The sequence below is a fragment of the Rosenbergiella sp. YN46 genome (assembly GCF_036620675.1).
GTDB lineage: Bacteria > Pseudomonadota > Gammaproteobacteria > Enterobacterales > Enterobacteriaceae > Jejubacter.
The window spans coordinates 17,907-43,212 of the sequence record NZ_JAZHEE010000031.1; the positions used below are offsets into that span (position 1 = coordinate 17,907).

Consider the following 25,306-nt stretch of genomic DNA (forward strand, 5'->3'; position numbering starts at 1 on the left):
GGTAGCCTTTATTTCTGAGCCTTCAGCGCTTCCAGCGCGCTGGCAACGCCCGCGCCGTAGGCCGGATGCACCTGGGTAAACAGGCCAATCTGGCGCTCCTGAATAAATTCCGGTACCTGCACCAGCTCACCGGCGATACGGCCGAACATCCGCTGATGCTCATCTTCACTCAGCAGCTCGAACAGCTTACGTGGCTGGCTGAAGTAGTCGTCATCTTCGCGGTGGTTCCAGTGGTCGGCGGCGCCTTCCAGCGACAGCGGCGGCTCGCTGTAGTCCGGCTGCTCCTGAAATACCCCAAAGCTGTTCGGCTCGTAGGTCGCGCCGTTACCGCTGTTACCGTCTACGCGCATGGCGCCGTCGCGGTGGTAGTTGTGGAACGGGCAGCGTGGGGCGTTGACCGGAATCTGGTGGTGGTTCACGCCAAGGCGGTAGCGGTGAGCGTCGCCGTAGGAGAACAGACGCCCCTGCAGCATACGGTCTGGTGAGAAGCCAATACCGGGAACGATGTTGGCCGGAGACATGGCGACCTGTTCGACTTCGGCAAAGTAGTTGTCCGGATTGCGATTCAGCTCCAGCTCGCCCACTTCAATTAGCGGATAGTCGGCATGCGGCCAGACTTTGGTCAGATCGAACGGGTTGTAAGGCACTTTAGAGGCATCGGCCTCCGGCATCACCTGAATGTAGAACTTCCAGCGCGGGAAGTCGCCTTTCTCTATGGATTCGAACAGATCGCGCTGGGAGCTTTCGCGGTCTTCGGCCACCAGTCGTTTGGCTTCATCATCCATCAGGTTTTCAATGCCCTGTTCGCAGCGCAGGTGGAATTTCACCCAGAAGCGCTGATTATCGGCATTGATAAAGCTGTAGGTGTGGCTCCCAAAACCGTGCATAAAGCGATAGCCGCGCGGCAGGCCTCGGTCGCTGAAGTCGATGGTCAACTGGTGCAGCGATTCCGGCAACTGGGAGAAGAAGTCCCACTTGTAAGTGGGGTTACGCAGGTTGGTACGCGGATCGCGCTTCACCACGTGGTTGAGATCCGGGAATTTCAGCGGGTCGCGCAGGTAGAAGACCGGCGTGTTGTTGCCTACCAGATCCCAGTTGCCCTCTTCGGTATAGAATTTGATGGCGAAGCCGCGGATATCTCGCTCGGCATCGGCGGCGCCGCGCTCACCGGCAACGGTAGAAAAACGGATGAAAAGATCGGTCTTTTTCCCCGGCTGGAAGACTTTGGCGCGGGTGTAGCGGCTGATATCCTGAGTGATGGTAAAGGTGCCGTAAGCGCCGGAGCCTTTGGCGTGCATACGGCGCTCGGGTATAACTTCACGGTCAAAGTGCGCCAGCTTTTCCAGAAACCAGACATCCTGTAACAGCATAGGGCCACGCGGGCCCGCAGTGGCTACATTGTTGTTGTGAGCCACGGGGGCGCCAGAGCCGGTGGTTAATCCTTTCTTGGTCATCGATTGTCTCCCTGGGATAAAATCGGGTGGATTGTTAATTTCCGTACTACGACGGATTACGCTACGCCTTATTCTTGACCAGCTTGTTGATCGCACGCAATTTGGCTTTCTCTATCACAGTTATTTCCACTGCCTGTCATTATCGTCATAAAAATAAGGACTTTTCCCCGGTCTCCTGGCTGGGATAATGCCTGGATTTCGAATTATCCAGGGGCGATTGGTTATTTAGCAGGTTCGCCAGGTTATAGTTGAACTCTTTATTTGGGCGGGGCCGAACGATGATAAAAGTAGAAATGCTCTCTACCGGCGATGAAGTGCTGTATGGGCAGATAGTGGATACCAATGCTGCCTGGCTGGCCGACTACCTGTTTGAACAGGGGCTGCCGATGAGTGGGCGCAGCACCGTGGGCGATAATCTGGACGCGCTGGTTTGTGCTTTACAGCGCCGCAGCCGGGAATGCGATGTGCTGATCGTCAACGGCGGCCTGGGGCCGACCAGCGATGACCTGAGCGCCGAGGCGGCGGCGTGCGCCGCTGGCGTGGCGCTAGTGGAAGATGTCGGATGGCTGGAGACCATGGCGCGCTATTTTTCTTCCCGCGGTCGCGAGATGTCGCCCGCAAATCGCAAGCAGGCGCTGATTCCGCAGGGCAGTGAAATCATCGACAACCCGGTGGGCACCGCCTGCGGTTTTGCCATGCGCCTGAATGGCTGCCTGCTCTGCTTTACCCCGGGGGTTCCGGGCGAGTTTAAAACCATGGTGGCGCAGCAAATTTTGCCGCTGCTGCGTCGCCGCTTTGAACTGCCGGCGCCGCCGCTCTGCCTGCGCCTGACCACTTTCGGGCGCAGCGAAAGCGAGCTGGCCCAGGCGCTGGACGCTCTGCCGCGCCCACCGGGCGTAACCCTGGGCTATCGCTCTGCCATGCCGATTATCGAGCTGAAACTGACCGGCCCGGACGCCATGCGTTCACAGATGATGACGCTGTGGCAGGAGGTGCGTCGGGTGGCGGGCGACAGCCTGATTTTTGAAGGCACCGACGGCCTGGCCGCCCGCCTGGCCGGGCTGCTCGCGACCCGGGGGCTACGGCTTGCCGTCAGCGAGCAGTTTACCGGCGGCCTGCTGTGCTGGCAGTTAGGGGAAGGTGGCGTGACGCTACAGGCGGGGGAGGTTCTGGCACCGCCGCCGCAACCGGAAGCCCTGGCGCAGAGCGCGGCGCGGGCGCTACGCTTTGCCGGGCAGAGTCAGAGCGACCTGGCGCTGCTGGTAGGGGAGCTGCGGACAGAGAGCCTGAATCTGGTGCTGCACACGCCGGACGGCACGCACAGTTTGCGGATTTCGCTGAACGGTCGGCGATACAGCCGCCGGGATCTTCAGCAGGCGTGCGCCATGATGGCGCAGAACATGCTGCGCCGCTGGCTGGAGGGGCTGCCGCTGGAGGCCAGCCACGGCTGGATCCAGGTCGAGGAGAGCTTTACGGCCTGAGCGATCGCCCTGGCGTCCTGCCAGGGCATTTTCCATTATGTTGTTTTCTTCCCGTCTGAATATTCCTTATCACCCGTCATGGGGGTTTTTATGACGTATTTTGTTCCTTTATGGGTGAAAACGAGCAATTCGTCCTTCTTATGGTCGATTTTTCTGTGCGCTGTCGTTTATTTTTAATAAATTTGTAACACAATGTGCGATGTTTCACATTAAAGTATGCGCGCATTCACTATTATTACGCTCGAAAAAGAAAATTGATGATTTTTCAATCAATTGATAATCAAAATAATCAGTGACATCGCAAGAAAACAGAACGCCACGGAGGCTACATGTTAACAATTTTTAAACCTGCCGCGCATAAGGCGAGGCTGCCGGCTGACAAAATCGATCCGGTTTACCGCCGTCTGCGCTGGCAGATTTTTATGGGGATATTTTTTGGCTACGCGGCTTATTATCTGGTTCGCAAGAACTTTGCGCTGGCGATGCCCTATCTGGTGGAGCAGGGGTTTTCCCGCGGCGATCTGGGCTTTGCGCTTTCTGGTATATCCATCGCCTATGGTTTTTCCAAATTTATTATGGGATCGGTTTCCGATCGCTCGAATCCGCGCGTTTTTCTGCCAGCCGGGCTGATCCTGGCGGCAGTGGTGATGCTGTTTATGGGGTTCGTTCCCTGGGCGACTTCTAGCATTGCCGTAATGTTCGTGCTGCTGTTCCTGTGCGGCTGGTTCCAGGGCATGGGCTGGCCGCCGTGCGGACGCACCATGGTGCACTGGTGGTCCCAGAAGGAGCGAGGCGGCATCGTTTCAGTCTGGAACTGCGCCCATAACGTAGGGGGCGGTATTCCGCCGCTGCTGTTCCTGCTGGGGATGTATTGGTTTAACGACTGGCATGCAGCCCTGTATATGCCCGCCTTTGCCGCGATTCTGGTGGCGCTGTTCGCCTTCGCCATGATGCGCGATACCCCGCAATCCTGTGGCCTGCCGCCGATTGAGGAGTATAAGAATGACTATCCGGACGACTACAGCCACGAGCACGAGCAGGAACTGACGGCGAAGCAGATTTTTATGCAGTATGTTCTGCCAAACCGCCTGCTGTGGTATATCGCCATCGCCAACGTTTTCGTCTATCTGCTGCGCTACGGCATTCTCGACTGGTCGCCGACCTACCTGAGAGAGGTGAAACACTTCGCGCTGGATAAATCCTCCTGGGCCTATTTCTTCTATGAGTATGCTGGTATTCCCGGAACGCTGCTGTGCGGCTGGATGTCCGATAAGGTGTTCAGAGGCAATCGCGGCGCGACCGGCGTTTTCTTTATGACCCTGGTGACCATCGCCACCGTGGTTTACTGGCTGAACCCGCCGGGAAATCCGGGCATCGATATGGCCTGTATGATCGTTATCGGCTTCCTGATTTATGGCCCCGTGATGCTGATTGGTCTGCATGCGCTGGAGCTGGCGCCCAAGAAAGCGGCGGGGACCGCGGCGGGCTTTACCGGGCTGTTCGGCTACCTGGGCGGTTCAGTGGCCGCCAGTGCCATTGTCGGTTACACCGTCGACTTCTTCGGCTGGGACGGCGGCTTTATGGTGATGATCGGCGGCAGCGTGCTGGCGGTACTTCTGCTGTTGATAGTGATGATGGGTGAACGTAAACACCACCGTGAAATGCAGGCAAAACAGGAGAACAAAGGATGATATTCCCACGACGGTTAGCAGGCGTCGGTATTGGTATCGTGGTTGCCGGTATGATGGCGGGCGCCGTGGCGCAGGCCCAGGAGAAGATCGTTATCGCCCATCGCGGCGCCAGCGGCTATCTGCCGGAGCACACGCTACCGGCGAAGGCGATGGCTTACGCTCAGGGGGCGGATTATCTTGAGCAGGATCTGGTGATGACCAAAGATGACCAGCTGGTGGTGCTGCACGACCACTATCTGGACAGGGTCACCGATGTGGCTAAACGTTTCCCGAATCGCGCCCGCAAGGACGGGCGCTATTACGCCATTGATTTCACCCTGGCGGAAATTAAGTCGCTGAAGTTTACCGAAGGGTTCGATATTGAAAACGGTAAGCAGGTGCAGACGTATCCCGGCCGTTTCCCGATGAATAAGTCGGATTTTCGGGTTCACACCTTTCAGGAATAGCTGGAGTTTATTCAGGGGCTGAATCACTCCACCGGTAAAAATATTGGTATCTATCCGGAAATTAAAGCCCCCTGGTTCCATCACCAGGAAGGTAAGGATATTGCGGCGAAAGTGCTGGATGTGCTGAAACAGTATGGCTATACCGGGCCTGAGGATAAGGTTTATCTGCAATGCTTCGATACGGATGAGCTTAAACGCATTAAAAATACCCTTGAGCCGCAGCGCGGTATGAATCTGAAACTGGTACAGCTTATCGCCTATACCGACTGGAATGAGACTCAGCAGAAACAGCCGGACGGTAAATGGGTGAATTACAGCTACGACTGGATGTTTAAGCCCGGCGCCATGAAGCAAATCGCGCAGTATGCCGACGGTATCGGCCCCGATTACCATATGCTTGTGGAGCAGGGGTCAACCAAAGGCAATATTCGCCTGACGGCGATGGTGAAGGAGGCCCACGCCAGTCATATGGTGGTGCATCCCTATACGGTGCGTGCCGATGACTTACCGGACTATGTCAGCGACGTAAATCAGCTGTTCGACCTGCTCTATAACCGGGATAACGTAGACGGCCTGTTCACTGACTTCCCCGATAAGGCCCGCGCGTTTCTTGATAAATAAGCGGCGCCCATAAAAAAACGCCAGTCGGCATTCAGCGGCTGGCGTTTTTTCTGACCTTAATCTGTTACATCCCGATTTCGATATCGCCTTTCGCCTGGCAGCAGCAGGGCAGGATCTCGCCGGGCTGAATAAAGGCCAGCGGCTGACTCAGCCAGTTAACCTGGCCGGCGATCAACCGGGTGCGGCAGGCGCCGCAATAGCCTTCCCGACACTGATACTCCACGTCGATTTGGTGCGACTCCAGCGCCGCCAGCAGCGACGGATGCTCATCGTGGCACTGGAGCTGGGTGCCGCTGTGGCGAAGGAGGATACGGAAAGCCATAATCAGAGCTGGAAGTTGCTCAGATCGTCGGCGTCGATATTGGAATCGATCTGGCCGACCAGGTAAGAGCTGACTTCCACTTCCTGAGGCGCGACCTGAACGTTGTCAGACACCAGCCAGGCGTTGATCCAGGGGATCGGGTTGGAGCGGGCTTTATCGTACGGCATCTCCAGTCCCACGGCATTCATACGAATGTTGGTGATGTACTCCACGTACTGGCACAGAATATCCTTGTTCAGACCGATCATCGAGCCGTCGCGGAACAGATAGTTGGCCCACTCTTTTTCCTGCTGCGCCGCCATCACAAACAGGTCATAGCACTCCTGCTGGCATTCGCGGGCGATCTCGGCCATTTCCGGGTCGTCTGCGCCGCTGCGCATCAGGTTGATCATATGCTGGGTGCCGGTCAGGTGCAGGGCCTCGTCGCGGGCGATCAGTCGGATGATTTTGGCGTTGCCTTCCATCAGTTCGCGCTCGGCAAAGGCGAAGGAGCAGGCGAAGCTGACGTAGAAGCGAATGGCTTCCAGCGCGTTTACGCTCATCAGGCACAGATAGAGCTTTTTCTTCAGCTCGCGCAGGTTAACGGTAATAGTTTTGCCGTTAACGCTGTGCGTGCCTTCGCCAAGCAGATGCCAGTAGCTGGTCATCTCAATCAGGCCGTCGTAGTAGGTGGAGATATCCTTAGCGCGCTTGAGGATCTCTTCGTTGGTGACGATATCATCGAACACCAGCGCCGGATCGTTGACGATGTTGCGGATAATATGGGTGTAAGAGCGCGAGTGGATAGTTTCTGAGAAAGCCCAGGTTTCCACCCAGGTTTCCAGCTCCGGAATCGAAATCAGCGGCAGCAGCGCGACGTTCGGGCTACGGCCCTGAATGGAGTCCAGCAGGGTCTGATACTTCAGGTTGCTGATAAAGATATGTTTCTCGTGATCCGGCAGGCTTTGATAGTCGATGCGGTCGCGGGAGACATCCACCTCTTCCGGACGCCAGAAGAAAGAGAGCTGCTTTTCGATAAGCTTTTCGAAAATCTCGTATTTCTGCTGGTCGAAGCGGGCCACGTTGACCGGCTGGCCGAAAAACATCGGTTCGCTTAGCTGGTCGTTTTTCGTCTGTGAAAATGTGGTGTATGCCATGTTATTTGTTCCTGTGATACGAAAAACAGGGGCGGCTCGTCCCGCCCCCGGATATCAGATCTTGCAAGCGCCGCTTTCGCAGCCGTCATCCTGGATGGAAGGCGCCAGGTCGTCCTGAGAATCTTCCGCGCCGTCGCGGGTGTTCTGATAGTAGAGCGTCTTCACGCCGAACTTATAGGCGGTCAGCAGATCCTTAAGCAACTGCTGCATCGGCACTTTGCCGGACGGGAAGCGTACAGGATCGTAGTTGGTGTTGGCGGAGATCGACTGGTCGATAAATTTCTGCATCAGCCCCACCAGCTGCAGATAACCGTCGTTGCCCGGCATATCCCACAGCAGCTCGTAGTTATCCTTAAGGCGCTCATATTCCGGCACCACCTGGCGCAGAATACCGTCTTTAGACGCCTTGATGCTGATGTGGCCGCGCGGCGGTTCGATACCGTTGGTGGCGTTCGAAATCTGGGAAGAGGTTTCGGACGGCATCAGGGCTGAGAGCGTCGAGTTACGCAGGCCGTGGGCCTTGATGGATTCGCGCAGAGCTTCCCAGTCGTAGTGCAGCGGCTCGTTGCTGATGGCATCGAGATCCTTTTTATAGGTATCGATAGGCAGCACGCCCTGAGCGTAGGTGGTTTCATTGAACCACGGGCAGGCGCCCTGTTCCTTCGCCAGCTCGTTAGAGGCTTTCAGCAGCCAGTACTGAATAGCTTCGAAGGTTTTATGGGTCAGATTATTAGCGCTGCCGTTGGAGTAGCGTACGCCGTGCTTCGCCAGGTAGTAGGCGAAGTTGATAACGCCGATACCCAGCGTACGACGGCCCATGGCGCCGCGCTTCGCCGCCGGAATCGGGTAGTCCTGGTAGTCGAGCAGGGCGTCCAGCGCGCGCACCGCCAGGGTGGCCAGCTCTTCCAGCTCGTCCAGGCTTGCTATGGCGCCCAGGTTAAAAGCGGAAAGGGTGCACAGGGCGATTTCGCCGCTTTCGTCGTTGACGTCGTCCAGCGGTTTAGTCGGCAGAGCTATCTCCAGACAGAGGTTGCTCTGGCGTACCGGCGCCACCTGGGCGTCGAACGGGCTGTGGGTGTTGCAGTGATCCACGTTCTGGATGTAGATACGGCCGGTGGAGGCGCGCTCCTGCATCATCAGAGAGAACAGCTCGGCAGCCTTAATGCTTTTCTTACGGATGCTGTCGTCATTTTCGTACTGCACGTACAGACGCTCGAACGCTTCCTGATCGGCGAAGAAAGCATCATAGAGCCCGGGAACGTCGGACGGGCTGAACAGCGTAATGTCGCCGCCTTTCAGCAGACGGGTGTACATCAGCTTGTTGATCTGCACCCCGTAGTCCATATGACGAACGCGGTTAGCTTCGGTGCCGCGGTTGTTTTTCAGTACCAGCAGGCTTTCGACTTCCAGGTGCCACATCGGGTAGAACAGGGTGGCCGCGCCGCCGCGAACCCCGCCCTGGGAGCAGGATTTCACCGCGGTCTGGAAGTGCTTGTAGAACGGAATGCAGCCGGTGTGGAACGCTTCGCCGCCGCGGATTGGGCTGCCCAGCGCGCGGATACGGCCAGCGTTGATGCCGATGCCGGCACGCTGGGAAACGTATTTCACAATGGCGCTGGAGGTGGCGTTAATAGAATCCAGGCTGTCGCCGCACTCAATCAGCACGCAGGAGCTGAACTGGCGGGTCGGAGTACGCACGCCGGACATAATCGGCGTCGGCAGCGAGATCTTAAAGGTGGAGATCGCGTCGTAGAAGCGCTTCACATAGTCCAGACGGGTTTCGCGCGGATAGCCAGAGAACAGGCAGGCGGCAACCAGAATATAGAGGAACTGTGCGCTTTCATAGATTTCGCCGGTCACGCGGTTCTGGACCAGGTATTTACCTTCCAGCTGTTTTACCGCGGCGTAGGAGAAGTTCATATCGCGCCAGTGGTCGATAAAGCTATCCAGTTGAGCGAACTCTTCCTCGGTATAGTCTTCCAGCAGGTGGCGGTCGTATTTACCCATTTCCACCATTTTGGTCACATGATCGTAAAGCTTCGGCGGCTCGAACTGGCCATAGGCTTTCTTACGCAGATGGAAGATGGCCAGACGTGCGGCCAGATACTGGTAGTCCGGCGCTTCGCGGGAAATCAGGTCTGCCGCCGCTTTGATCATGGTCTCATGGATATCGGAGGTTTTCATCCCGTCGTAGAACTGGATCTGGGAACGCAGCTCAACCTGAGAGATAGAGACGTTGTTCAGCCCCTCTGCCGCCCAATCCAGTACCCGATGGATTTTATCCAGATTGATGCGCTCAGTGCGACCGTCACGTTTTGTAACCAGCAGACTCTGATTCATGTGGGAAATACCTGTCCGTGAGATGAAAATATCCCCCGTTTTATTCACAGAAGCTGCCCTGTGGCTAACCCTGTGGATAAATACTATATGTAGGGGGTTGAAGATAAATAAACCGCTATATGGTGAGTATTCTAGTAAGGAATCTCAGGAGAACAAGTATTGATTTTGTTATCAAATTGGGGTTGTCGATGAGGGGATTTCGCTAAGTCCACGCCACATAAGGGCCGGGCGGATTGTCAATGACCTGAAAAAAAAAATGAAAATTTGATCGAGTGCTGAATTCTTAGCCCTGCTGAAAAAATTCTATTCTGAAACCAGGTAAAAGTCCTGGTGATAACCGGCACCTGACTGGTGCCGGAATGAACGGATCAGGCCGTGGTGTGCAACATATAATTAACATCAACCCCAGGCCCCAGGGAGAAACGGTCGAGCAGCGGATTATAGTGCAGGCCGGTCATGTGGCTTTCCCGCAACCCGGTCTGATCCACCCAGCCGAGCAGCTCCGCCGGCCTGATAAATTTTTTCGCGTCGTGGGTACCGCGCGGCACCATACGCATAATGTATTCGGCACCCACCACCGCCATCAGCCAGGCTTTGCCGTTACGGTTGATGGTGGAAAAGAAAACGTGGCCGCCGGGTTTCACCAGACGGGCGCAGGCATTAACCACCGATTGCGGATCCGGCACGTGCTCCAGCATTTCCATGCAGGTCACCACGTCATAAGCCTGGGGATGCTGGTCGGCATGCTGCTCCACGGTTTGCTGAACGTACTCGACCTGAATGCCGCTTTCCAGCGCGTGAAGACGCGCCACCTGCAAGGGTTCGGCCCCCATATCCAGACCGGTAACGTCGGCGCCTTCACGGGCCATACTCTCGCTCAGAATGCCGCCGCCGCAGCCGACATCCAGCACTTTCTTGCCGAACAGGCCGCCGGCATGCTCGCAGATATAGCCCAGACGCAGAGGATTAATGCGGTGCAGGGGGCGAAACTCTCCTTCCATATCCCACCAGCGGGAAGCGACCGCTTCGAATTTGGCGATCTCATCCCGATCGACATTGGGTGAAAGCGGCGCGTTTTCTTGATTCATGGCGGTTGACACTCCTTCTTGGTTATAAAAGCGAGTATATCAGGCCAGGCGCCTGAATAAAGCGCCGGGAGAGCGCTATCCTGCTTACCTGAGTCGTCAGGGCTGTGTTATAATTTTTGACCTTTAAATCCGGGATACAACAGAGGGATAGCGGTTACATGAGCGACCTTGCCAGAGAAATTACACCGGTCAATATTGAGGAGGAGCTTAAGAGCTCTTACCTGGACTACGCTATGTCGGTCATCGTTGGCCGTGCACTGCCGGACGTCCGTGATGGCCTCAAACCGGTTCACCGTCGCGTCCTGTACGCCATGAACGTACTGGGAAATGACTGGAACAAAGCCTATAAAAAGTCGGCCCGTGTCGTTGGTGACGTAATCGGTAAATACCATCCCCACGGCGATTCCGCTGTTTATGACACCATTGTACGTATGGCGCAGCCTTTCTCCCTGCGCTATACCCTGGTCGATGGCCAGGGTAACTTCGGCTCCATTGACGGCGACTCCGCGGCAGCGATGCGTTATACCGAGATTCGCCTGGCGAAGATCGCCCATGAGCTGATGGCCGATCTGGAAAAAGAGACCGTCGATTACGTAGATAACTATGACGGTACCGAGAAAATTCCTGATGTGATGCCAACTAAGATCCCTAACCTGCTGGTTAACGGCTCTTCCGGTATCGCGGTGGGAATGGCGACCAACATTCCGCCTCATAACCTGACCGAAGTGATTAACGGCTGCCTGGCCTATATAGATGATGAAGACATCAGCGTCGAAGGGCTGATGGAGCATATCCCCGGGCCGGACTTCCCCACCGCCGCCATTATTAATGGCCGCCGCGGAATCGAAGAGGCCTACCGTACTGGTCGCGGCAAGATCTATATTCGCGCGCGCGCGGAAGTGGAAACCGATGCCAAAACCGGGCGTGAAACCATTATCGTTCACGAGATTCCCTACCAGGTTAACAAAGCGCGTCTGATCGAGAAGATCGCCGAACTGGTGAAAGACAAGCGGGTCGAAGGCATCAGCGCCCTGCGCGATGAATCCGATAAAGACGGAATGCGCATCGTGATTGAAGTGAAGCGCGATGCCGTGGGCGAGGTGGTGCTGAACAACCTTTACTCCCAGACTCAGCTCCAGGTCTCTTTTGGGATTAACATGGTGGCGCTGCACCACGGTCAGCCGAAGATTATGGCCCTGAAGGAGATTCTGGAAGCCTTCGTACGTCACCGTCGCGAAGTGGTGACTCGCCGTACCATTTTTGAACTGCGTAAGGCGCGCGATCGTGCCCATATCCTGGAAGGCCTGGCGATTGCGCTGGCTAATATCGACCCGATCATCGAACTGATCCGCCGTGCGCCAACGCCAGCGGAAGCGAAGGCCGGGCTGATCGCCCAGTCCTGGGATCTGGGTAATGTTTCCGCCATGCTGGAACGCGCCGGCGACGATGCGGCGCGTCCTGAATGGCTGGAGCCGGAATATGGCATTCGTGACGGTAAATATTATCTGACCGAACAGCAGGCGCAGGCGATTCTGGATCTGCGTTTGCAGAAACTGACCGGCCTGGAGCACGAAAAGCTGCTCGACGAATATAAAGAGCTGCTGGAGCAGATTGCCGAACTGTTGCACATCCTTGGCAGCGCCGAGCGTCTGATGGAGGTGATTCGCGAAGAGCTGGAACTGATTCGCGATCAGTTCGGCGATAATCGCCGTACTGAAATTACCGCCAACAGCGCCGACATCAACATCGAAGACCTGATAAGCCAGGAAGATGTGGTCGTTACCCTGTCTCACCAGGGCTACGTGAAATATCAGCCGCTCACCGATTACGAAGCCCAGCGTCGCGGCGGTAAGGGCAAATCCGCCGCCCGTATAAAGGAAGAGGACTTTATCGACAGGCTGCTGGTGGCCAACACCCACGACACTATCCTTTGCTTCTCCAGCCGCGGGCGTCTGTACTGGATGAAGGTCTATCAGCTACCGGAAGCCAGCCGTGGCGCCCGTGGTCGACCCATCGTCAACCTGCTGCCGCTGGAAGCGGACGAACGTATTACCGCCATTCTGCCGGTGCGTGAATATGAGGAAGGGGTCAATGTCTTTATGGCGACCGCCAGCGGCACCGTGAAGAAAACCGCTCTGACTGAATTCAGCCGTCCGCGCAGCGCCGGTATTATCGCGGTGAACCTTAACGATGGCGATGAACTGATCGGCGTTAATCTGACCGATGGCAGCGACGAAGTGATGCTGCTCTCCGCTCACGGTAAAGTGGTGCGCTTTAAAGAAGACGCGGTGCGCGCCATGGGCCGTACCGCCACTGGCGTTCGCGGCATTAAGCTTGCCGAAGGCGATCGCGTGGTTTCGCTGATTATTCCGCGCGGCGAAGGGGCTATCCTGACGGTCACGCAGAACGGCTACGGTAAGCGTACCGCCGTGAGCGAGTATCCGACCAAGTCCCGCGCCACCCAGGGGGTTATCTCCATCAAGGTGACCGAGCGTAACGGCCATGTGGTGGGCGCGGTTCAGGTGGATGACTGCGACCAGATCATGATGATTACCGATGCCGGTACTCTGGTTCGTACCCGCGTTTCCGAGGTCAGCATCGTGGGCCGTAACACCCAGGGCGTGATTCTGATCCGTACCGCGGACGACGAAAACGTGGTGGGGCTGCAGCGCGTGGCTGAGCCGGTGGATGACGAAGAGCTGGACGCTATCGACGGTAGCGTGGCGGAAGGCGAAGATGAAATCGCGCCGGAAACCGACAGCGACGACGCTGATGCCGAAGGCGACGATAACGACTGACTGGTTTAGTCGTCGTAATAAACCGGCCGGGGAGACCTGGGCCGGTTTTTTTTATGCGCGCGTTCAGAACAGCAACAGGCCGATAATAAAGAGCGCTGCCGGGAAGATCGGGACGGTCATACAGAATCCTATAATAGATCCGGCGATGACTATCACCGATTTTTCCATATCGGCCTCAGTTCCCGGGCGGCCTGCATGACAACAGGCCCAATGACTATCTCCGGGTGGCATGCGGCGCGGCGGGTATTATTAAAGATAACGAAAAGTTCCGTTGATTGTGCGATTCGACGGACTTTACCGGGCAACTGACAATGGACTGCCGCAGGAATGGGAGTCCTGGCGTTGCGGGAGCGGGCGTTTGCGGATACCTTATCCGCATTCCTCCAGAGGTACTAAGGACGCCGGGGCCACTTTGAAATATTTTGTCTCCTTTCGCACCACGCTGAAAGTTTCACGCTATCTGTTTCGCGCGCTGGCGCTGCTGCTCTGGTTACTGATTGCGCTGTTCTCGGTGTTTTACATCGTGAATGCGCTGCATGAAAAAGAGTCGGAGATTCGTCGCGAGTTTAATCTGAGCTTCGATCAGGCCCAGCGCTACATTCAGCGCACTTCGGACGTCATGAAGGAGCTGAAATACATTACCGAAAACCGGCTCGACGGAACCCGACAGCTACCGCCCCTTGATGGCGGCAATGCATCGGTACAGACGCCCAACTTTGTGCCGCTGTTTCCGGATTCAGACTGCTCAGCGCTGGGTAATACCTGGCGTAGATCTCTGCAATCGCTGGCCTGGTTCCTGCGCTACTGGCGGGAAAACTTTTCCGCCGCCTACGATCTGAATCGGGTCTTTCTGGTCGGGGGGGACAGTCAGTGCATGGCCGATTTTGGGCTGCGTAACCTGCCTCTGGAGCGCGAAGGGGCGTTGAAGCCCCTGCATGATAAGGTACTGAAATACCGAAATACCCCACAGAACGAACAGTCCAGTAGCCTGTACTGGATAAGCCAGGGGCCGCGTCCTGGCATCGGTTACTTCTATACCCTGACGCCGGTCTATCTGGCGAACCGCCTGCAGGCGCTGCTGGGGGTGGAGCAGACTATCCGGATGGAAAATTTCTTTACGCCGGGCAGCTTGCCGATGGGGGTGACGGTGCTGGATGAAAACGGCCATCCTCTGTTCTCGCTGACCGGCGGCGATAGCGCTATTGTGCCGGACAGCCGCTGGGTGCAGGAGCGCGCCTGGTTTGGCTATACCTCTGGTTTTAAAGAGCTGATTCTGAAAAAAAACCTGCCGCCTTCTTCTCTGAGCGTGATTTACTCAGTGCCGGTGGATATGGTGCTGGAACGCATTCGGATGCTGATACTGAATGCGGTGCTGCTGAACGTGCTGGTGGGGATTGTGCTGTTTACCCTGGCCCGCCTGTACGAACGGCGTATCTTTATTCCGGCGGAAGCCGATGCCCAGCGTCTGGAAGAGCACGAGCAGTTTAACCGTAAGATTGTAGCTTCGGCGCCGGTGGGAATTTGCATTTTGCGTACCCAGGACGGCACCAATATCATCAGTAATGAACTGGCGCACAACTACCTGAATATGCTGACGCCGGAGGACAGGCAGCGTCTGACGCAGATTATCTGCGGCCAGCAGGTTAACTTCGTGGACGTGTTGACCAGCGATAGCACCAATCTGCAAATAAGCTTCGTGCATTCGCGCTATCGCAATGAAAACGTGGCGATCTGCGTGCTGGTGGACGTTAGCGCCCGCGTGAAGATGGAGGAGTCCCTGCAGGAGATGGCCCAGGCGGCGGAGCAGGCCAGCCAGTCGAAATCGATGTTTCTTGCCACAGTCAGCCATGAACTGCGTACTCCGCTATACGGTATTATCGGTAATCTGGATCTGCTGCAGACCCGGGAGCTGCCGAAAGGGGTCGATCGCCTGGTAACGGCGATGAATAACTCCTCCAGCCTGCTGCTTAAGATTATCAGCGATATTCTCGATTTCTCGAAGATAGAGTCGGAGCAACTGAAGATTGAGCCGCGCGAGTTTTCACCACGCGAAGTGATGAGCCATGTGACCGCCAACTATCTGCCGCTGGTGGTGCGTAAGCAGCTTGGCCTCTACTGCTTTATCGAGCCGGATGTGCCGTTGATGCTACGCGGCGATCCGATGCGCCTGCAGCAGGTGATCTCCAACCTGCTGAGTAACGCCATCAAGTTTACCGATGTAGGCTGCATTATCCTCCAGGTTTCGGTGGATGACTGCTATCTGCGCTTACGGGTGCGCGATACCGGGGTGGGGATTGCGGCTAAAGAGGTGGTGCGTCTGTTTGATCCCTTCTTTCAGGTGGGCACCGGCGTGCAGCGTAATTTCCAGGGAACCGGCCTGGGGTTGGCTATCTGCGAAAAACTGGTCGGTATGATGGATGGCGATATTGCGGTGGATTCCGAACCCGGCATCGGCAGCCAGTTTACTATCCGTATTCCGCTGTACGGAGCCCGTTTCTCAACGCCGGACAGCATCAGGGCGCTGGAAAAAAGCTGCTGCTGGCTGGCGGTGCGTAACGCCTCGCTTTATCACTATCTGGAGCAGTTGCTTGGGCGTCACGGCATTCCGGTTCGGCGCTACAGCGATCAGACGCCGGGTGAAGAGGATGTGCTGCTGATTGATGATGAACCGCGTCATGAATGGGCGGGCAGGGCGCAGGTCGTCTTCTGTCGGCGTCATATCGGCACGCCGCTGGAGCGCAGCCCGGGGTGCTGGACTCACAGCGTCTCTTCGCCCCATGAGCTGATTGCGCTGCTGGGCAGAATCTTTAGCATCGAGGTTCAGCATGAGGGCAGCGCGCCGGAACTGCCTGCGCCGGAAACCATCCGCCAGCAGAATGACGATATGATGATTCTGGTGGTGGATGATCATCCGATTAACCGCCGTCTGCTGGCGGATCAGCTGGCATCGTTGGGTTATCCGTGCCTGACCGCCAATGACGGGGTGGATGCGCTGAATGTGTTGAGCAAGAACCATATTGATATCGTGCTCAGCGACGTCAATATGCCTAATATGGACGGTTACCGTTTGACCCAGCGGATTCGTCAGTTGGGCCTGACGCTGCCGGTCATTGGTGTGACGGCCAACGCGCTGGCGGAAGAGAAGCAACGCTGTATCGAGTCGGGTATGGATAGCTGTCTGTCGAAACCGGTAACGCTGGATATTATCAGGCAGACCCTGGCTCTCTACGCCGAGCGGGTGCGCAGTACCCGGGAGTAAAAATCCGTCTTCATAGAAGGCGGCATTGATTTCGCCCCATAGGGGCGTACCAAAGACCTTAAAAAGAGGTATCTGCCCGTCCCGAGAGATTTAAATCCGAAGACAATAAGGCAGAGCCAAAACCAGCTGATGACCACGCCCGCAGGACGTGGTCATCAGCTGGCAATAAAAAAAGCCCTCCGTAAGGAGAGCTTTTTTACCCGAGCACGCTTCGTTACTCTTTATCGGCAGGCGTCAGGCTGACCGAAGAGAGATAGTTCAGCAGCGCGATATCGTTATCGACGCCCAGCTTCATCATGGCCGATTTCTTCTGGCTACTGATGGTTTTGATACTCCGGTTCAGCTTGCGGGCAATTTCCGTTACCAGGAAGCCCTCGGCGAACAGACGCAGTACCTCGCTCTCCTTCGGAGAGAGGCGCTTGTCACCGTAGCCGCCAGCGCTGATTTTTTCCAGCAGGCGGGACACGCTCTCCGGGGTAAATTTCTTCCCTTTCTGCAACGCGGCCAGGGCTTTCGGCAGATCGGTCGGAGCGCCTTGCTTAAGGACGATCCCTTCGATATCCAGATCCAGCACTGCGCTAAGAATGGCCGGGTTGTTGTTCATTGTCAGAACGATGATCGAAAGATTAGGGAAGTGGCGTTTGATGTACTTAATGAGCGTAATGCCATCGCCATATTTATCGCCAGGCATGGAGAGATCGGTGATCAGTACATGCGCGTCAAGTTTCGGCAGGTTGTTGATTAAAGCTGTGGAATCCTCAAACTCACCGACAACGTTCACCCACTCAATCTGCTCAAGAGACTTGCGGATGCCAAACAGTACGATCGGATGATCGTCGGCAATAATTACGTTCATGTTGTTCATGTAATAGGCTACCTTGCTATGCTACAGCAAGCTTTTGACATAGCTGTCAATCTCGCTGATACATTTCTCTATGGCCGGAGCATCTTTCTCGCGAATGTGATGTTCCAGCGTTTCACATAACTGCTTGCCGGGTACCAGATTAAGCATGGCAAACACCCCTTTAAGGCGGTGAGCCGTCTGTGCCAGCGAAGCAAAATCGTCCGTTGCTGACTCAGTATACAGCCTCTTCACATCATCCGGTACTGTATCGACAAAGAGCGCGTAATAGCCACTGGCGTGGAGTTGGGCGCTTTCATCGCTGACGGGCGATGTTGTTTCAGTTACGGTTTCCTGCGCCAGTTGCTCTTCTATTAGTTGTAGCACTGCTTCCTGCATGGCATGACTAATATTAAAGTTAACGCGGTACTGGCCGGGGCCGAGTTTCCGCATTCCTGGCTCATCATCGCTTAAAAGTATGCCGGAATCTGTAAGATTAGACGGATTATCAGTCAAAAAGAGATCAAAATCTTGACTGGTCGTTTTTTCGTCTGGCGTGATGCAGGTGGCGCCCCAGCTTTCCAGCTTGCGTACCACGATGTTACGGACTTCGTTGGCCGTGATATCCACCTGAGCTATCACGTCGTCCAGCAGGCCTTCATCCTGTCCTTCTGCTATTTCGCTAAGCTGTTTAGGCATGCTGACATGCAGACTGTAGCGGGTACCCAGACCTTCCCGGGTTTTAATATTAAGATGCCCGTCCATCTGGCGCGCCAGCTGATTGCACAGCCAGAAGGTCAGGCCATTGGCCGTATCGAAATCATCTTTGCTGGTGGCGTTACGGAACGGGAAGTGCAGATTATCTATTTCGCCGCGATCGATGCCGTCGCCGGTATCCAGCACCCGGAACAGCAATCGGTCTTCAGCGCCTTCTTCGGCGCTGACCTCCAGAGTAATTTTACCTATTGGGGTGGTGACAATGGCGTATTGCAGCAGCATCAGCAGAATCTGGCGCAGCGCTTCACGATCGCCGTAGCGTTCGTCGTTTTCCGCCAGATAGTTATTAGTCAGCAGCTGTAGTCCTTTGCGGCGGATGGCGGGCAGCATTTCCGGAACCACATCGTCAATCAGCGACTGTAGAGTAAAGCGCTGGCTGTTCGGCTTCCAGCCGCCTTCTTCCAGCCGCGTCGCCAGTTGAATTTCGTCCACCAGCCTTACCAGACGGTGAGCATCATCCACCAGGCTGCGACGCGATTCATCGGCAAGGGTTGCCGCCTTATCCGCCAACTGATTTACGGGGCGTTTCAGTGCGTTGCTGATGTGCTTCATAAATTCAGCGCGCCCGTGCTGATTGCGTTCATACAGCACCTGAGCCTGGCGCAGCTTTTTATTGACCAGAATCTCTTTATCCTGATCGCGGATCACGAAAATTTGCAGGCGCGGGGCGACCTGGCTGCGGAACAGGCGTATTTCGTAAAGCTCGTTATTGACCGTCGCCTGAATGACTCCCTGGTGTTGATCCGCCATAGAGGCGATATTCTGCAAATTCAGATGGGGCAACAGATGATCGGCCGTCGGGTTGCTGATGAGCGTGCGGCGGGATTCCGGGTCCCAGGCCAGCAGCCCAAGCGGAAGCTGGGCGACGATCTCTTCATTCAGTGCCCGCAGGGTTTGCAACTCGCCGCTGGCGGCGCTGTTCTCTTCCTGGCGCGGAGCCGGATTACGGAAGGTGGTGTAGCCGAACAGCGCCAGCGCCAGCAGGCCGATATTGAGCAACAGAGGCAACAGGATGTTCTGTAACGTATCGGTTAACAGCGAGCCGAACGGCACCTGCCAGACCAGCTTCAGGTGAGTGCTGATAAGCGGGGAAACTATCTCCAGCCGGGTGCCGTTAAAGGTGACGGCAACGCTATCCCGGGCCTCTTTTTCCTGCCCGTTGGCGCTGGCGGCATCTTCATCCGGATCCAGACGGAAATTTTCCAGTGGCATACCCGGCGGAATCAGGTCGTTAATCGGCAGATCAAAGGCCACCACCGTCGCCAGATGGCCCGGCTGGTTAAAGGTGGTGCGCAGCGTAAAGTAGTAGCCGTTTTGCCATGCCAGGCGGCGCAGTGGCGAGAAGCTTTCTCGTTCATCAAGGGCATTCGCCTGCTGGAGCATTTCAGCGCGGCGCGAATCGACAATGCTGCTGACCCCGGACTCTTTCAGCCCGGTGGAGAGATCTTTTAGTGGCAGTGTCGAGACCAGAATCAGGCTGTTATCCTGGCCGTTAAGGTAGTACATCGACCAGGGGGTTGATTCGGCGCCCCACAGCGTATCGAGATAGCTTGAGATACGCTGGGTCATCTCCAGAGTGGTATTGTCATGAGAGCCGAAAATCAGTGCTTCGGTCTTGCGGCGCGGCTTTTCCAGATACCAGACATCCTGGCGCAGACGGGTTTCCTGCAGGTTTCTGGTGCCTTCGCCGGAAGAGGGGGGCGTAGCGACGTTGTCGTAGATTTGCCATGTGGCGTAACGCCATGTATCCACGCGCTTATGCAGAGCCCGGGAGATATCGGCTACCTGATAGCTTTTGTTCTTAAGCCAGGCGTTAACCGAACTCTGAACCATCACTCCCATAGTGACCAGAAGAACGATGACCAATAGCAGAAAGAAGCGGGTAATGCTGCCCGGCATAAGGGAAAATTTATTGGGGCTCATAGCGTCAGATTGACTCATTATTCCGGTGTAATCCTGCGGCCCCTGGCCGTTGGTTAGTGGATGATGCATGTTGATGCCGCGCATCAGGCGGCGCGAATGCCAAAAGCATACCGGGAAAAGGGGCTGACGTCATCGCCAATCACCGGGCCTGGGGCGTGAGGTATCGCAAAAAATGTGCGAATAACGTCGTGAACGAAGAAAAACAGACGGTGGTTTGAGGTCAGGGAAGAACCGGCACTTTTTGCGGGGCGTGATAATAAAAAGAGTAATATTTGAGCTGGAAAATGAATTCGGTGGCGGCTTATTCTGAACGAAATATTGATTGAAGCTTAATCGATTTCTGGATTTTGTGACAGATGCAACCTTATTAACATAAATAAAGGTAAATTTAAGTAAACAGGAAATAAAAAAAACCGGATCGAGGATCCGGTTTAAATAGGGGTAAACGGACATTCAGATCTGAATGACGGTAATAAATAAAGTTAATGATGATAGCGAGAGTGATTCTATATTTGAATGGCGTCACTGTTTTGACAATCAGTGCTTAAGCCTTTTTCGTCTGAGGAGAAATACATCGAATTCCTGTTATTACAGGGGTTTCTTAACGTTTGATGCGCTGTTTTTGCCGTTATGTGCTGAAAAAAGTTCCTTGTCATTTACATTTGGTTACATCTATATTGCAGACCGAAACATCTAAAAAGTTTTAGTATCATAATCCCATTGGATTATTCCGTATTTGTTTTACACAATGGGTTGCCGGCTGATTATGAGGGTAATCAGCAAGCAGTGGCAAATTACCTGAATTACTGGGTTTGCATCGTGCAGCAGGCGGTAACAAATCGACGTTAAAGCGATGAAAATATGCCAGCCGCACAGCGTCGGGCCTCTGAGGGGGGGCTCGCCATAACCGTTCGCCATATACGGTTTTGCGAATGGGGTTGCGCTGAGATGCCGCCAGGAATGAAGGTAAAAAAGGCATATAACAGAGGGTTAATATAATGAAACTGAAAGTTCTGTCCCTGCTGGTTCCAGCGCTGCTGGTAGCAGGTACCGCGCATGCGGCCGAAATCTACAATAAAGACGGAAACAAGCTGGATCTTTACGGGAAAGTCGACGCTGAACACTACTTCTCCGATGACGACGGTGCTGATGGCGATCAGACCTATATGCGTATCGGCTTTAAAGGCGAAACCCAGGTTAACGACCAGATCACCGGCTACGGCCAGTGGGAATACCAGATCCAGGGCAATACAGATGAAAGCTCTAATGACGCCTGGACTCGTGTGGCCTTCGCTGGTCTGCGCGTAGGGGACGCTGGCTCTCTGGACTATGGCCGTAATTACGGCGTTATCTACGATATCGGTGCCTGGACTGACGTTCTGCCGGAATTCGGCGGCGACACCTACGGTTCTGATAACTTCCTGATGTCCCGCGCTAACGGCGTTCTGACCTACCGTAACAGCGACTTCTTCGGTCTGGTGGACGGACTGAACTTCGCCCTGCAGTATCAGGGTAAAAACGGCAGCGCCCGCGGCGAAGATTTTGATGGTCGTAAGCTGCAGAAGCAAAACGGCGACGGTTACGGTATGTCCGTGACTTACGATCTGGGGGCTGGCTTCGCCATCGGTGGTGCGATGTCTTCTTCTAAACGTACCTGGGATCAGAACAACCTGACGCCTTATGGCAAGGGCGATCATGCCGAAGCCTACACCGGTGGTATCAAGTACGACGCCAACAATATCTACCTGGCGGCTATGTATACCCAGAACTACAACACCGCTCGCTTCGGCGGTAGTGATAATGATATCTACGGTTTCGCTAATAAAGCGCAGAACTTCGAAGTGGTCGCTCAGTACCAGTTCGACTTTGGTCTGCGTCCGTCTGTGGCCTACCTGCAGTCTAAAGGCAAGGACATTGAGGGCTGGGGCGACCAGGATCTCGTGAAATACGTGGATGTGGGCGCGACCTACTACTTCAACAAGAACTTCTCCACCTTCGTGGATTACAAAATCAACCTGATCGACGACAACCGCTTTACCCGTGCCGCTGGCATTGGTACCGACGATATCGTCGCGCTGGGTATGGTTTACCAGTTCTAAAAAACATTTGCGCGTCACCAGAGGGTCCTTCGGGACCCTTTTTTTATCCGTGAGCTAAACCAGTAATCACTTGCCGCCACAACGAACCGCTTTTGTTGTACCCTTGCCCGCGTATGTTACCAGAGGAAAGAAAAATGGATCTGACGCTGATGCGACGTGCGTTGCTGGCTGTGGCCGTACTACTGATGGCGGGCTGCGATAACGCGCCGCAAAAAACGACATCGAAAGGGGTGGTGCTGGAAGGTAAAACCATGGGCACATACTGGCGCGCCAGTCTGGCCGACGTGGAACCGGGGCGCGGCGCTGAGCTGCGCCAGAAAATTCAGGCCCTGCTCGATGCCGACGATCGACTGCTCTCAACCTGGAAGCCGGACTCGGCCCTGTCACGCTTTAACCAGTCGCGCTCTACCGCTCCCTGGCCGGTCAGCGAAGCGATGAGCGATATCGTTACGCTGTCGCTACGCATTGGCGCGAAGACCGACGGCGCCATGGATGTGACCGTCGGCCCACTGGTAAATCTGTGGGGATTCGGGCCGGATAAGCAGCCGGTGAAAACGCCGACTGAAGCACAGATCGAAGCAGCCCGGGCTCAGACCGGGCTTAATCACCTGAAGGTGATTAATGAAGCGGGCCGCCAGTGGCTGCAAAAAGATCTGCCGGAACTGTATGTGGATCTCTCGACCGTTGGTGAAGGTTATGCCGCCGATCACCTGGCCCGCCTGATGGAGCAGCAGGGCATTGGCCGCTATCTGGTTTCGGTTGGCGGGGCGGTTGTGACCCGGGGGGCCAGCCCGGAAGGGCGTCCGTGGCGGGTCGCGATACAAAAACCCACCGATAAAGAGAACGCCGCTCAGGCGATCGTCGACCTCAACGGCCACGGCATCAGTACGTCCGGCAGCTATCGCAACTACTACGAGCTGGACGGTAGGCGGATCTCCCACGTCATCGACCCCACCACCGGTCGTCCCATTCAGCATAAGCTGGTTTCGGCTACGGTCATTGCGCCGACGGCGCTGGAAGCCGACGGCTGGGATACCGGGCTGATGGTGTTGGGTACCGAAAAAGCAAAACAGGTGGCCCTGAAAGAGGGGCTGGCGGTTTATCTGATCGTTAAAGAAGAAAAGGGTTTCTCTACCTGGATGTCGCCGCAGTTTAAAACTTTCCTGCTGAGCGAATAAAATTAAAAAGCAAGAAACCGGGTTTCTGGCCGAAAGCGGACGGGCATAGTAGCGGAAAACCTGAACAGAAGGAGTCCGTTATGACACAGTACACTACCGATGAGAGCCGCTGGCAGGCGGTTCTGGCGCGGGATCCGGCGGCAGACGAACGCTTCGTCTTTGCGGTGATCACCACCGGTATTTTCTGTCGACCCTCGTGTCGTGCGCGCCATCCGCTGCGGCGCAACGTGCGCTTTTTTGGTGATGCCGCCGCAGCGACAGAAGCCGGTTTTCGCCCCTGCAAACGCTGTCAGCCAGATCGTGAGGATGCCATGGCGCGACAGCGGGAGCGGATTGTCGAAGCCTGTCGTCTTCTGGAACGCAGTGAAACGCCGCTGACGCTGGAAAAACTTGCGCGCCAGGTGGCGATGAGTCCGTACCATTTGCATCGGCTGTTTAAAGCCATGACAGGTCTGACGCCCCGGGCCTGGCAACAGGCCCGGCGCGCCAGTAAAGTTCGTGAGGCGCTGGCGTCGGGGCAGGAGGTAACCCGGGCGCTCTACGATGCCGGTTATTCTTCCGGCAGCAGTTTTTACCAGCAGGCGGATGCCGCATTGGGCATGACGGCGCGCCAGTATCGCCAGGGAGGCTATCGGGCCGACATCCGTTATGCCCTGACGCGCTGTCAGTTGGGCGAGCTGCTGGTGGCGGAGAGCGAACGCGGCATTTGCGCCATTTTGCCGGGGGATTCCCCCCAGGCGCTGGTTGCCGAGCTGACGCATATGTTTCCCCGGGCCCGGCTGGATGCCGGCGATCTCGGTTTCGCACAGCGGGTCGCCCGGGTGGTTAGCTGGCTGGACAGGCCAGATGGCGCGTTTGCGCTGCCGCTGGATTTACAGGGTACTGCGTTTCAGCGCCAGGTGTGGCAGGCGCTACAGGAGATCCCCGCTGGCGTCACGTTAAGCTACCAGGCGCTTGCTGCGCGTATCGGGCGGCCGCGGGCCACCCGGGCCGTAGCGGGGGCCTGCGCCGCCAATCGACTGGCGGTGGTGATCCCCTGCCATCGCGTTATTCGTCAGGACGGTACGCTCTCTGGCTACCGCTGGGGGGCCGCCCGTAAACGACTGCTACTGGCAAGGGAGACCGAACAGGAGGAGTAACGATGCTCGATCTTTTTGATGGCGAAGCGCCCTGGCAGGAGCCACTGGGGCCGGGGGCGGTGATTTTGCGCCGGTTTGTCAGCGCCGGGGCCGCCGGGCTGTTGCAGGCGATTGACCAGGTGGCGGCGCAATCGCCGTTCCGCCAGATGGTGACGCCGGGGGGATACCGCATGTCGGTGGCGATGACCAGTTGTGGTCCATTGGGCTGGGTCAGTACGCCTCAGGGTTACCGCTATGCCGAACGCGATCCCTTAAATCATCGCCCCTGGCCTGCCATGCCCGAGGTTCTGCAACAGCTTGCCGGTACTGCTGCCGTACAGGCGGGCTATCCAACATTTCGCCCCGACGCCTGCCTGATCAATCGCTATATCCCGGGCGCGAAGCTGTCGTTGCATCAGGATAAAGACGAACGCGATCTTAGCGCGCCGATTGTTTCAGTCTCGCTGGGGCTACCGGCTATTTTCCAGTTTGGCGGCGCTAAACGTAGCGATCCACTACGCCGCTTTTTACTGGAGCATGGTGATGTGGTGGTGTGGGGCGGTTTGTCGCGTCTGTGGTATCACGGCATTCAACCGTTAAAGCCGGGCCACCATCCCGCTACCGGTGAATGCCGCTATAATCTGACTTTTCGTCGGGTCGCTGAAAGCGAGTAAAACAAGAATTATTCTTGCCGTCTGGCGCCAGCCGTTTAAACTGCCCGCTGTTTTCGCGTC

At 56.0% G+C, this 25,306-nt stretch carries 15 protein-coding genes and 1 pseudogene; 9 read left to right on the forward strand and 7 right to left on the reverse strand.

The window, feature by feature from the left end:
• Positions 1 to 8: 8 nt before the first annotated feature.
• Positions 9 to 1,454, reverse strand: coding sequence for a catalase (locus V3W49_RS17750; protein WP_500147277.1), 1,446 nt, complete (start codon positions 1,452 to 1,454; stop codon positions 9 to 11).
• 278 nt (positions 1,455 to 1,732) lie between these two features.
• On the opposite strand from V3W49_RS17750, the gene V3W49_RS17755 reads away from it, so the two are divergent.
• From V3W49_RS17755 to glpQ, 3 genes and pseudogenes are all read left to right on the forward strand, one after another.
• The gene (locus V3W49_RS17755; RefSeq protein ID WP_500147278.1) at positions 1,733 to 2,935 is read left to right on the forward strand and encodes a nicotinamide mononucleotide deamidase-related protein YfaY; all 1,203 of its coding nucleotides are present in this window, start codon (positions 1,733 to 1,735) and stop codon (positions 2,933 to 2,935) included.
• A 329-nt stretch (positions 2,936 to 3,264) separates the two neighbouring features.
• A complete protein-coding gene (gene glpT / locus V3W49_RS17760; protein ID WP_500147279.1) occupies positions 3,265 to 4,626 on the forward strand; it encodes a glycerol-3-phosphate transporter in 1,362 nt (453 codons plus the stop codon).
• Positions 4,623 to 5,693 (forward strand): annotated as a pseudogene (glpQ, locus tag V3W49_RS17765) (glycerophosphodiester phosphodiesterase). The gene glpT and the pseudogene glpQ overlap by 4 nt, the downstream one beginning before the upstream one ends.
• A gap of 64 nt (positions 5,694 to 5,757) precedes the next feature.
• On the opposite strand, the gene yfaE reads toward glpQ, so the two are convergent.
• The 4 genes from yfaE to ubiG form a co-directional block, all read right to left on the reverse strand.
• Positions 5,758 to 6,015: a class I ribonucleotide reductase maintenance protein YfaE gene (yfaE, locus tag V3W49_RS17770; RefSeq protein WP_500147281.1), complete on the reverse strand. Its 258-nt coding sequence runs from the start codon at positions 6,013 to 6,015 to the stop codon at positions 5,758 to 5,760.
• Between the two features lie 2 nt (positions 6,016 to 6,017).
• On the reverse strand, positions 6,018 to 7,151 hold the full coding sequence (nrdB, locus tag V3W49_RS17775) for a class Ia ribonucleoside-diphosphate reductase subunit beta (protein ID WP_500147282.1): 1,134 nt from the start codon (positions 7,149 to 7,151) through the stop codon (positions 6,018 to 6,020).
• A gap of 54 nt (positions 7,152 to 7,205) precedes the next feature.
• Complete coding sequence (gene nrdA, locus V3W49_RS17780) at positions 7,206 to 9,491, reverse strand: class 1a ribonucleoside-diphosphate reductase subunit alpha (RefSeq protein ID WP_500147283.1); 2,286 nt, start codon at positions 9,489 to 9,491, stop codon at positions 7,206 to 7,208.
• A 368-nt stretch (positions 9,492 to 9,859) separates the two neighbouring features.
• Entirely contained in the window at positions 9,860 to 10,579 is a 720-nt protein-coding gene (ubiG, locus tag V3W49_RS17785) for a bifunctional 2-polyprenyl-6-hydroxyphenol methylase/3-demethylubiquinol 3-O-methyltransferase UbiG (protein ID WP_500147284.1), read from the reverse strand.
• Between the two features lie 158 nt (positions 10,580 to 10,737).
• Between ubiG and gyrA the strand changes: the two genes are divergently transcribed.
• The gene (gyrA, locus tag V3W49_RS17790; protein WP_500147285.1) at positions 10,738 to 13,377 is read left to right on the forward strand and encodes a DNA topoisomerase (ATP-hydrolyzing) subunit A; all 2,640 of its coding nucleotides are present in this window, start codon (positions 10,738 to 10,740) and stop codon (positions 13,375 to 13,377) included.
• A 412-nt stretch (positions 13,378 to 13,789) separates the two neighbouring features.
• Positions 13,790 to 16,636, forward strand: a complete 2,847-nt coding sequence (rcsC, locus tag V3W49_RS17795; protein WP_500147287.1) for a two-component system sensor histidine kinase RcsC — start codon at positions 13,790 to 13,792, stop codon at positions 16,634 to 16,636.
• 214 nt (positions 16,637 to 16,850) lie between these two features.
• Here the strand turns inward: rcsC and rcsB are convergent, their stop codons facing one another.
• The gene (rcsB, locus tag V3W49_RS17800; protein ID WP_138098506.1) at positions 16,851 to 17,501 is read right to left on the reverse strand and encodes a response regulator transcription factor RcsB; all 651 of its coding nucleotides are present in this window, start codon (positions 17,499 to 17,501) and stop codon (positions 16,851 to 16,853) included.
• Positions 17,502 to 17,522: 21 nt separating this feature from the next.
• Positions 17,523 to 20,195, reverse strand: coding sequence for a phosphotransferase RcsD (rcsD, locus tag V3W49_RS17805; RefSeq protein ID WP_500147289.1), 2,673 nt, complete (start codon positions 20,193 to 20,195; stop codon positions 17,523 to 17,525).
• A 980-nt stretch (positions 20,196 to 21,175) separates the two neighbouring features.
• Here rcsD and V3W49_RS17810 point away from each other — a divergent pair.
• The 4 genes from V3W49_RS17810 (at position 21,176) to alkB (ending at position 25,246) form a co-directional block, all read left to right on the forward strand.
• Positions 21,176 to 22,276 carry a porin OmpC gene (locus V3W49_RS17810; RefSeq protein WP_500147290.1) on the forward strand — a complete coding sequence of 367 codons (1,101 nt, stop codon included), beginning with the start codon at positions 21,176 to 21,178 and terminating at the stop codon, positions 22,274 to 22,276.
• A 134-nt stretch (positions 22,277 to 22,410) separates the two neighbouring features.
• Positions 22,411 to 23,454 (forward strand): FAD:protein FMN transferase ApbE, encoded by a 1,044-nt coding sequence (gene apbE / locus V3W49_RS17815; protein WP_500147291.1) that lies wholly within the window; start codon positions 22,411 to 22,413, stop codon positions 23,452 to 23,454.
• Positions 23,455 to 23,534: 80 nt separating this feature from the next.
• Positions 23,535 to 24,593: a bifunctional DNA-binding transcriptional regulator/O6-methylguanine-DNA methyltransferase Ada gene (ada, locus tag V3W49_RS17820; protein WP_500147293.1), complete on the forward strand. Its 1,059-nt coding sequence runs from the start codon at positions 23,535 to 23,537 to the stop codon at positions 24,591 to 24,593.
• Positions 24,594 to 24,595: 2 nt separating this feature from the next.
• A complete protein-coding gene (gene alkB, locus V3W49_RS17825; protein WP_500147295.1) occupies positions 24,596 to 25,246 on the forward strand; it encodes a DNA oxidative demethylase AlkB in 651 nt (216 codons plus the stop codon).
• Positions 25,247 to 25,306 lie beyond the last annotated feature (60 nt).

Coding starts and splice junctions, on each gene's coding strand:
- nrdA (WP_500147283.1), bottom strand. CDS start 9,491: ATGAATCAGAGTCTGCTGGTTACAAAACGTGACGGTCGCACTGAGCGC.
- glpT (WP_500147279.1), top strand. CDS start 3,265: ATGTTAACAATTTTTAAACCTGCCGCGCATAAGGCGAGGCTGCCGGCT.
- rcsB (WP_138098506.1), bottom strand. CDS start 17,501: ATGAACAACATGAACGTAATTATTGCCGACGATCATCCGATCGTACTG.
- V3W49_RS17810 (WP_500147290.1), top strand. CDS start 21,176: ATGAAACTGAAAGTTCTGTCCCTGCTGGTTCCAGCGCTGCTGGTAGCA.
- yfaE (WP_500147281.1), bottom strand. CDS start 6,015: ATGGCTTTCCGTATCCTCCTTCGCCACAGCGGCACCCAGCTCCAGTGC.
- nrdB (WP_500147282.1), bottom strand. CDS start 7,151: ATGGCATACACCACATTTTCACAGACGAAAAACGACCAGCTAAGCGAA.
- apbE (WP_500147291.1), top strand. CDS start 22,411: ATGGATCTGACGCTGATGCGACGTGCGTTGCTGGCTGTGGCCGTACTA.
- ada (WP_500147293.1), top strand. CDS start 23,535: ATGACACAGTACACTACCGATGAGAGCCGCTGGCAGGCGGTTCTGGCG.
- V3W49_RS17755 (WP_500147278.1), top strand. CDS start 1,733: ATGATAAAAGTAGAAATGCTCTCTACCGGCGATGAAGTGCTGTATGGG.
- ubiG (WP_500147284.1), bottom strand. CDS start 10,579: ATGAATCAAGAAAACGCGCCGCTTTCACCCAATGTCGATCGGGATGAG.
- alkB (WP_500147295.1), top strand. CDS start 24,596: ATGCTCGATCTTTTTGATGGCGAAGCGCCCTGGCAGGAGCCACTGGGG.
- rcsD (WP_500147289.1), bottom strand. CDS start 20,195: ATGAGTCAATCTGACGCTATGAGCCCCAATAAATTTTCCCTTATGCCG.
- V3W49_RS17750 (WP_500147277.1), bottom strand. CDS start 1,454: ATGACCAAGAAAGGATTAACCACCGGCTCTGGCGCCCCCGTGGCTCAC.
- gyrA (WP_500147285.1), top strand. CDS start 10,738: ATGAGCGACCTTGCCAGAGAAATTACACCGGTCAATATTGAGGAGGAG.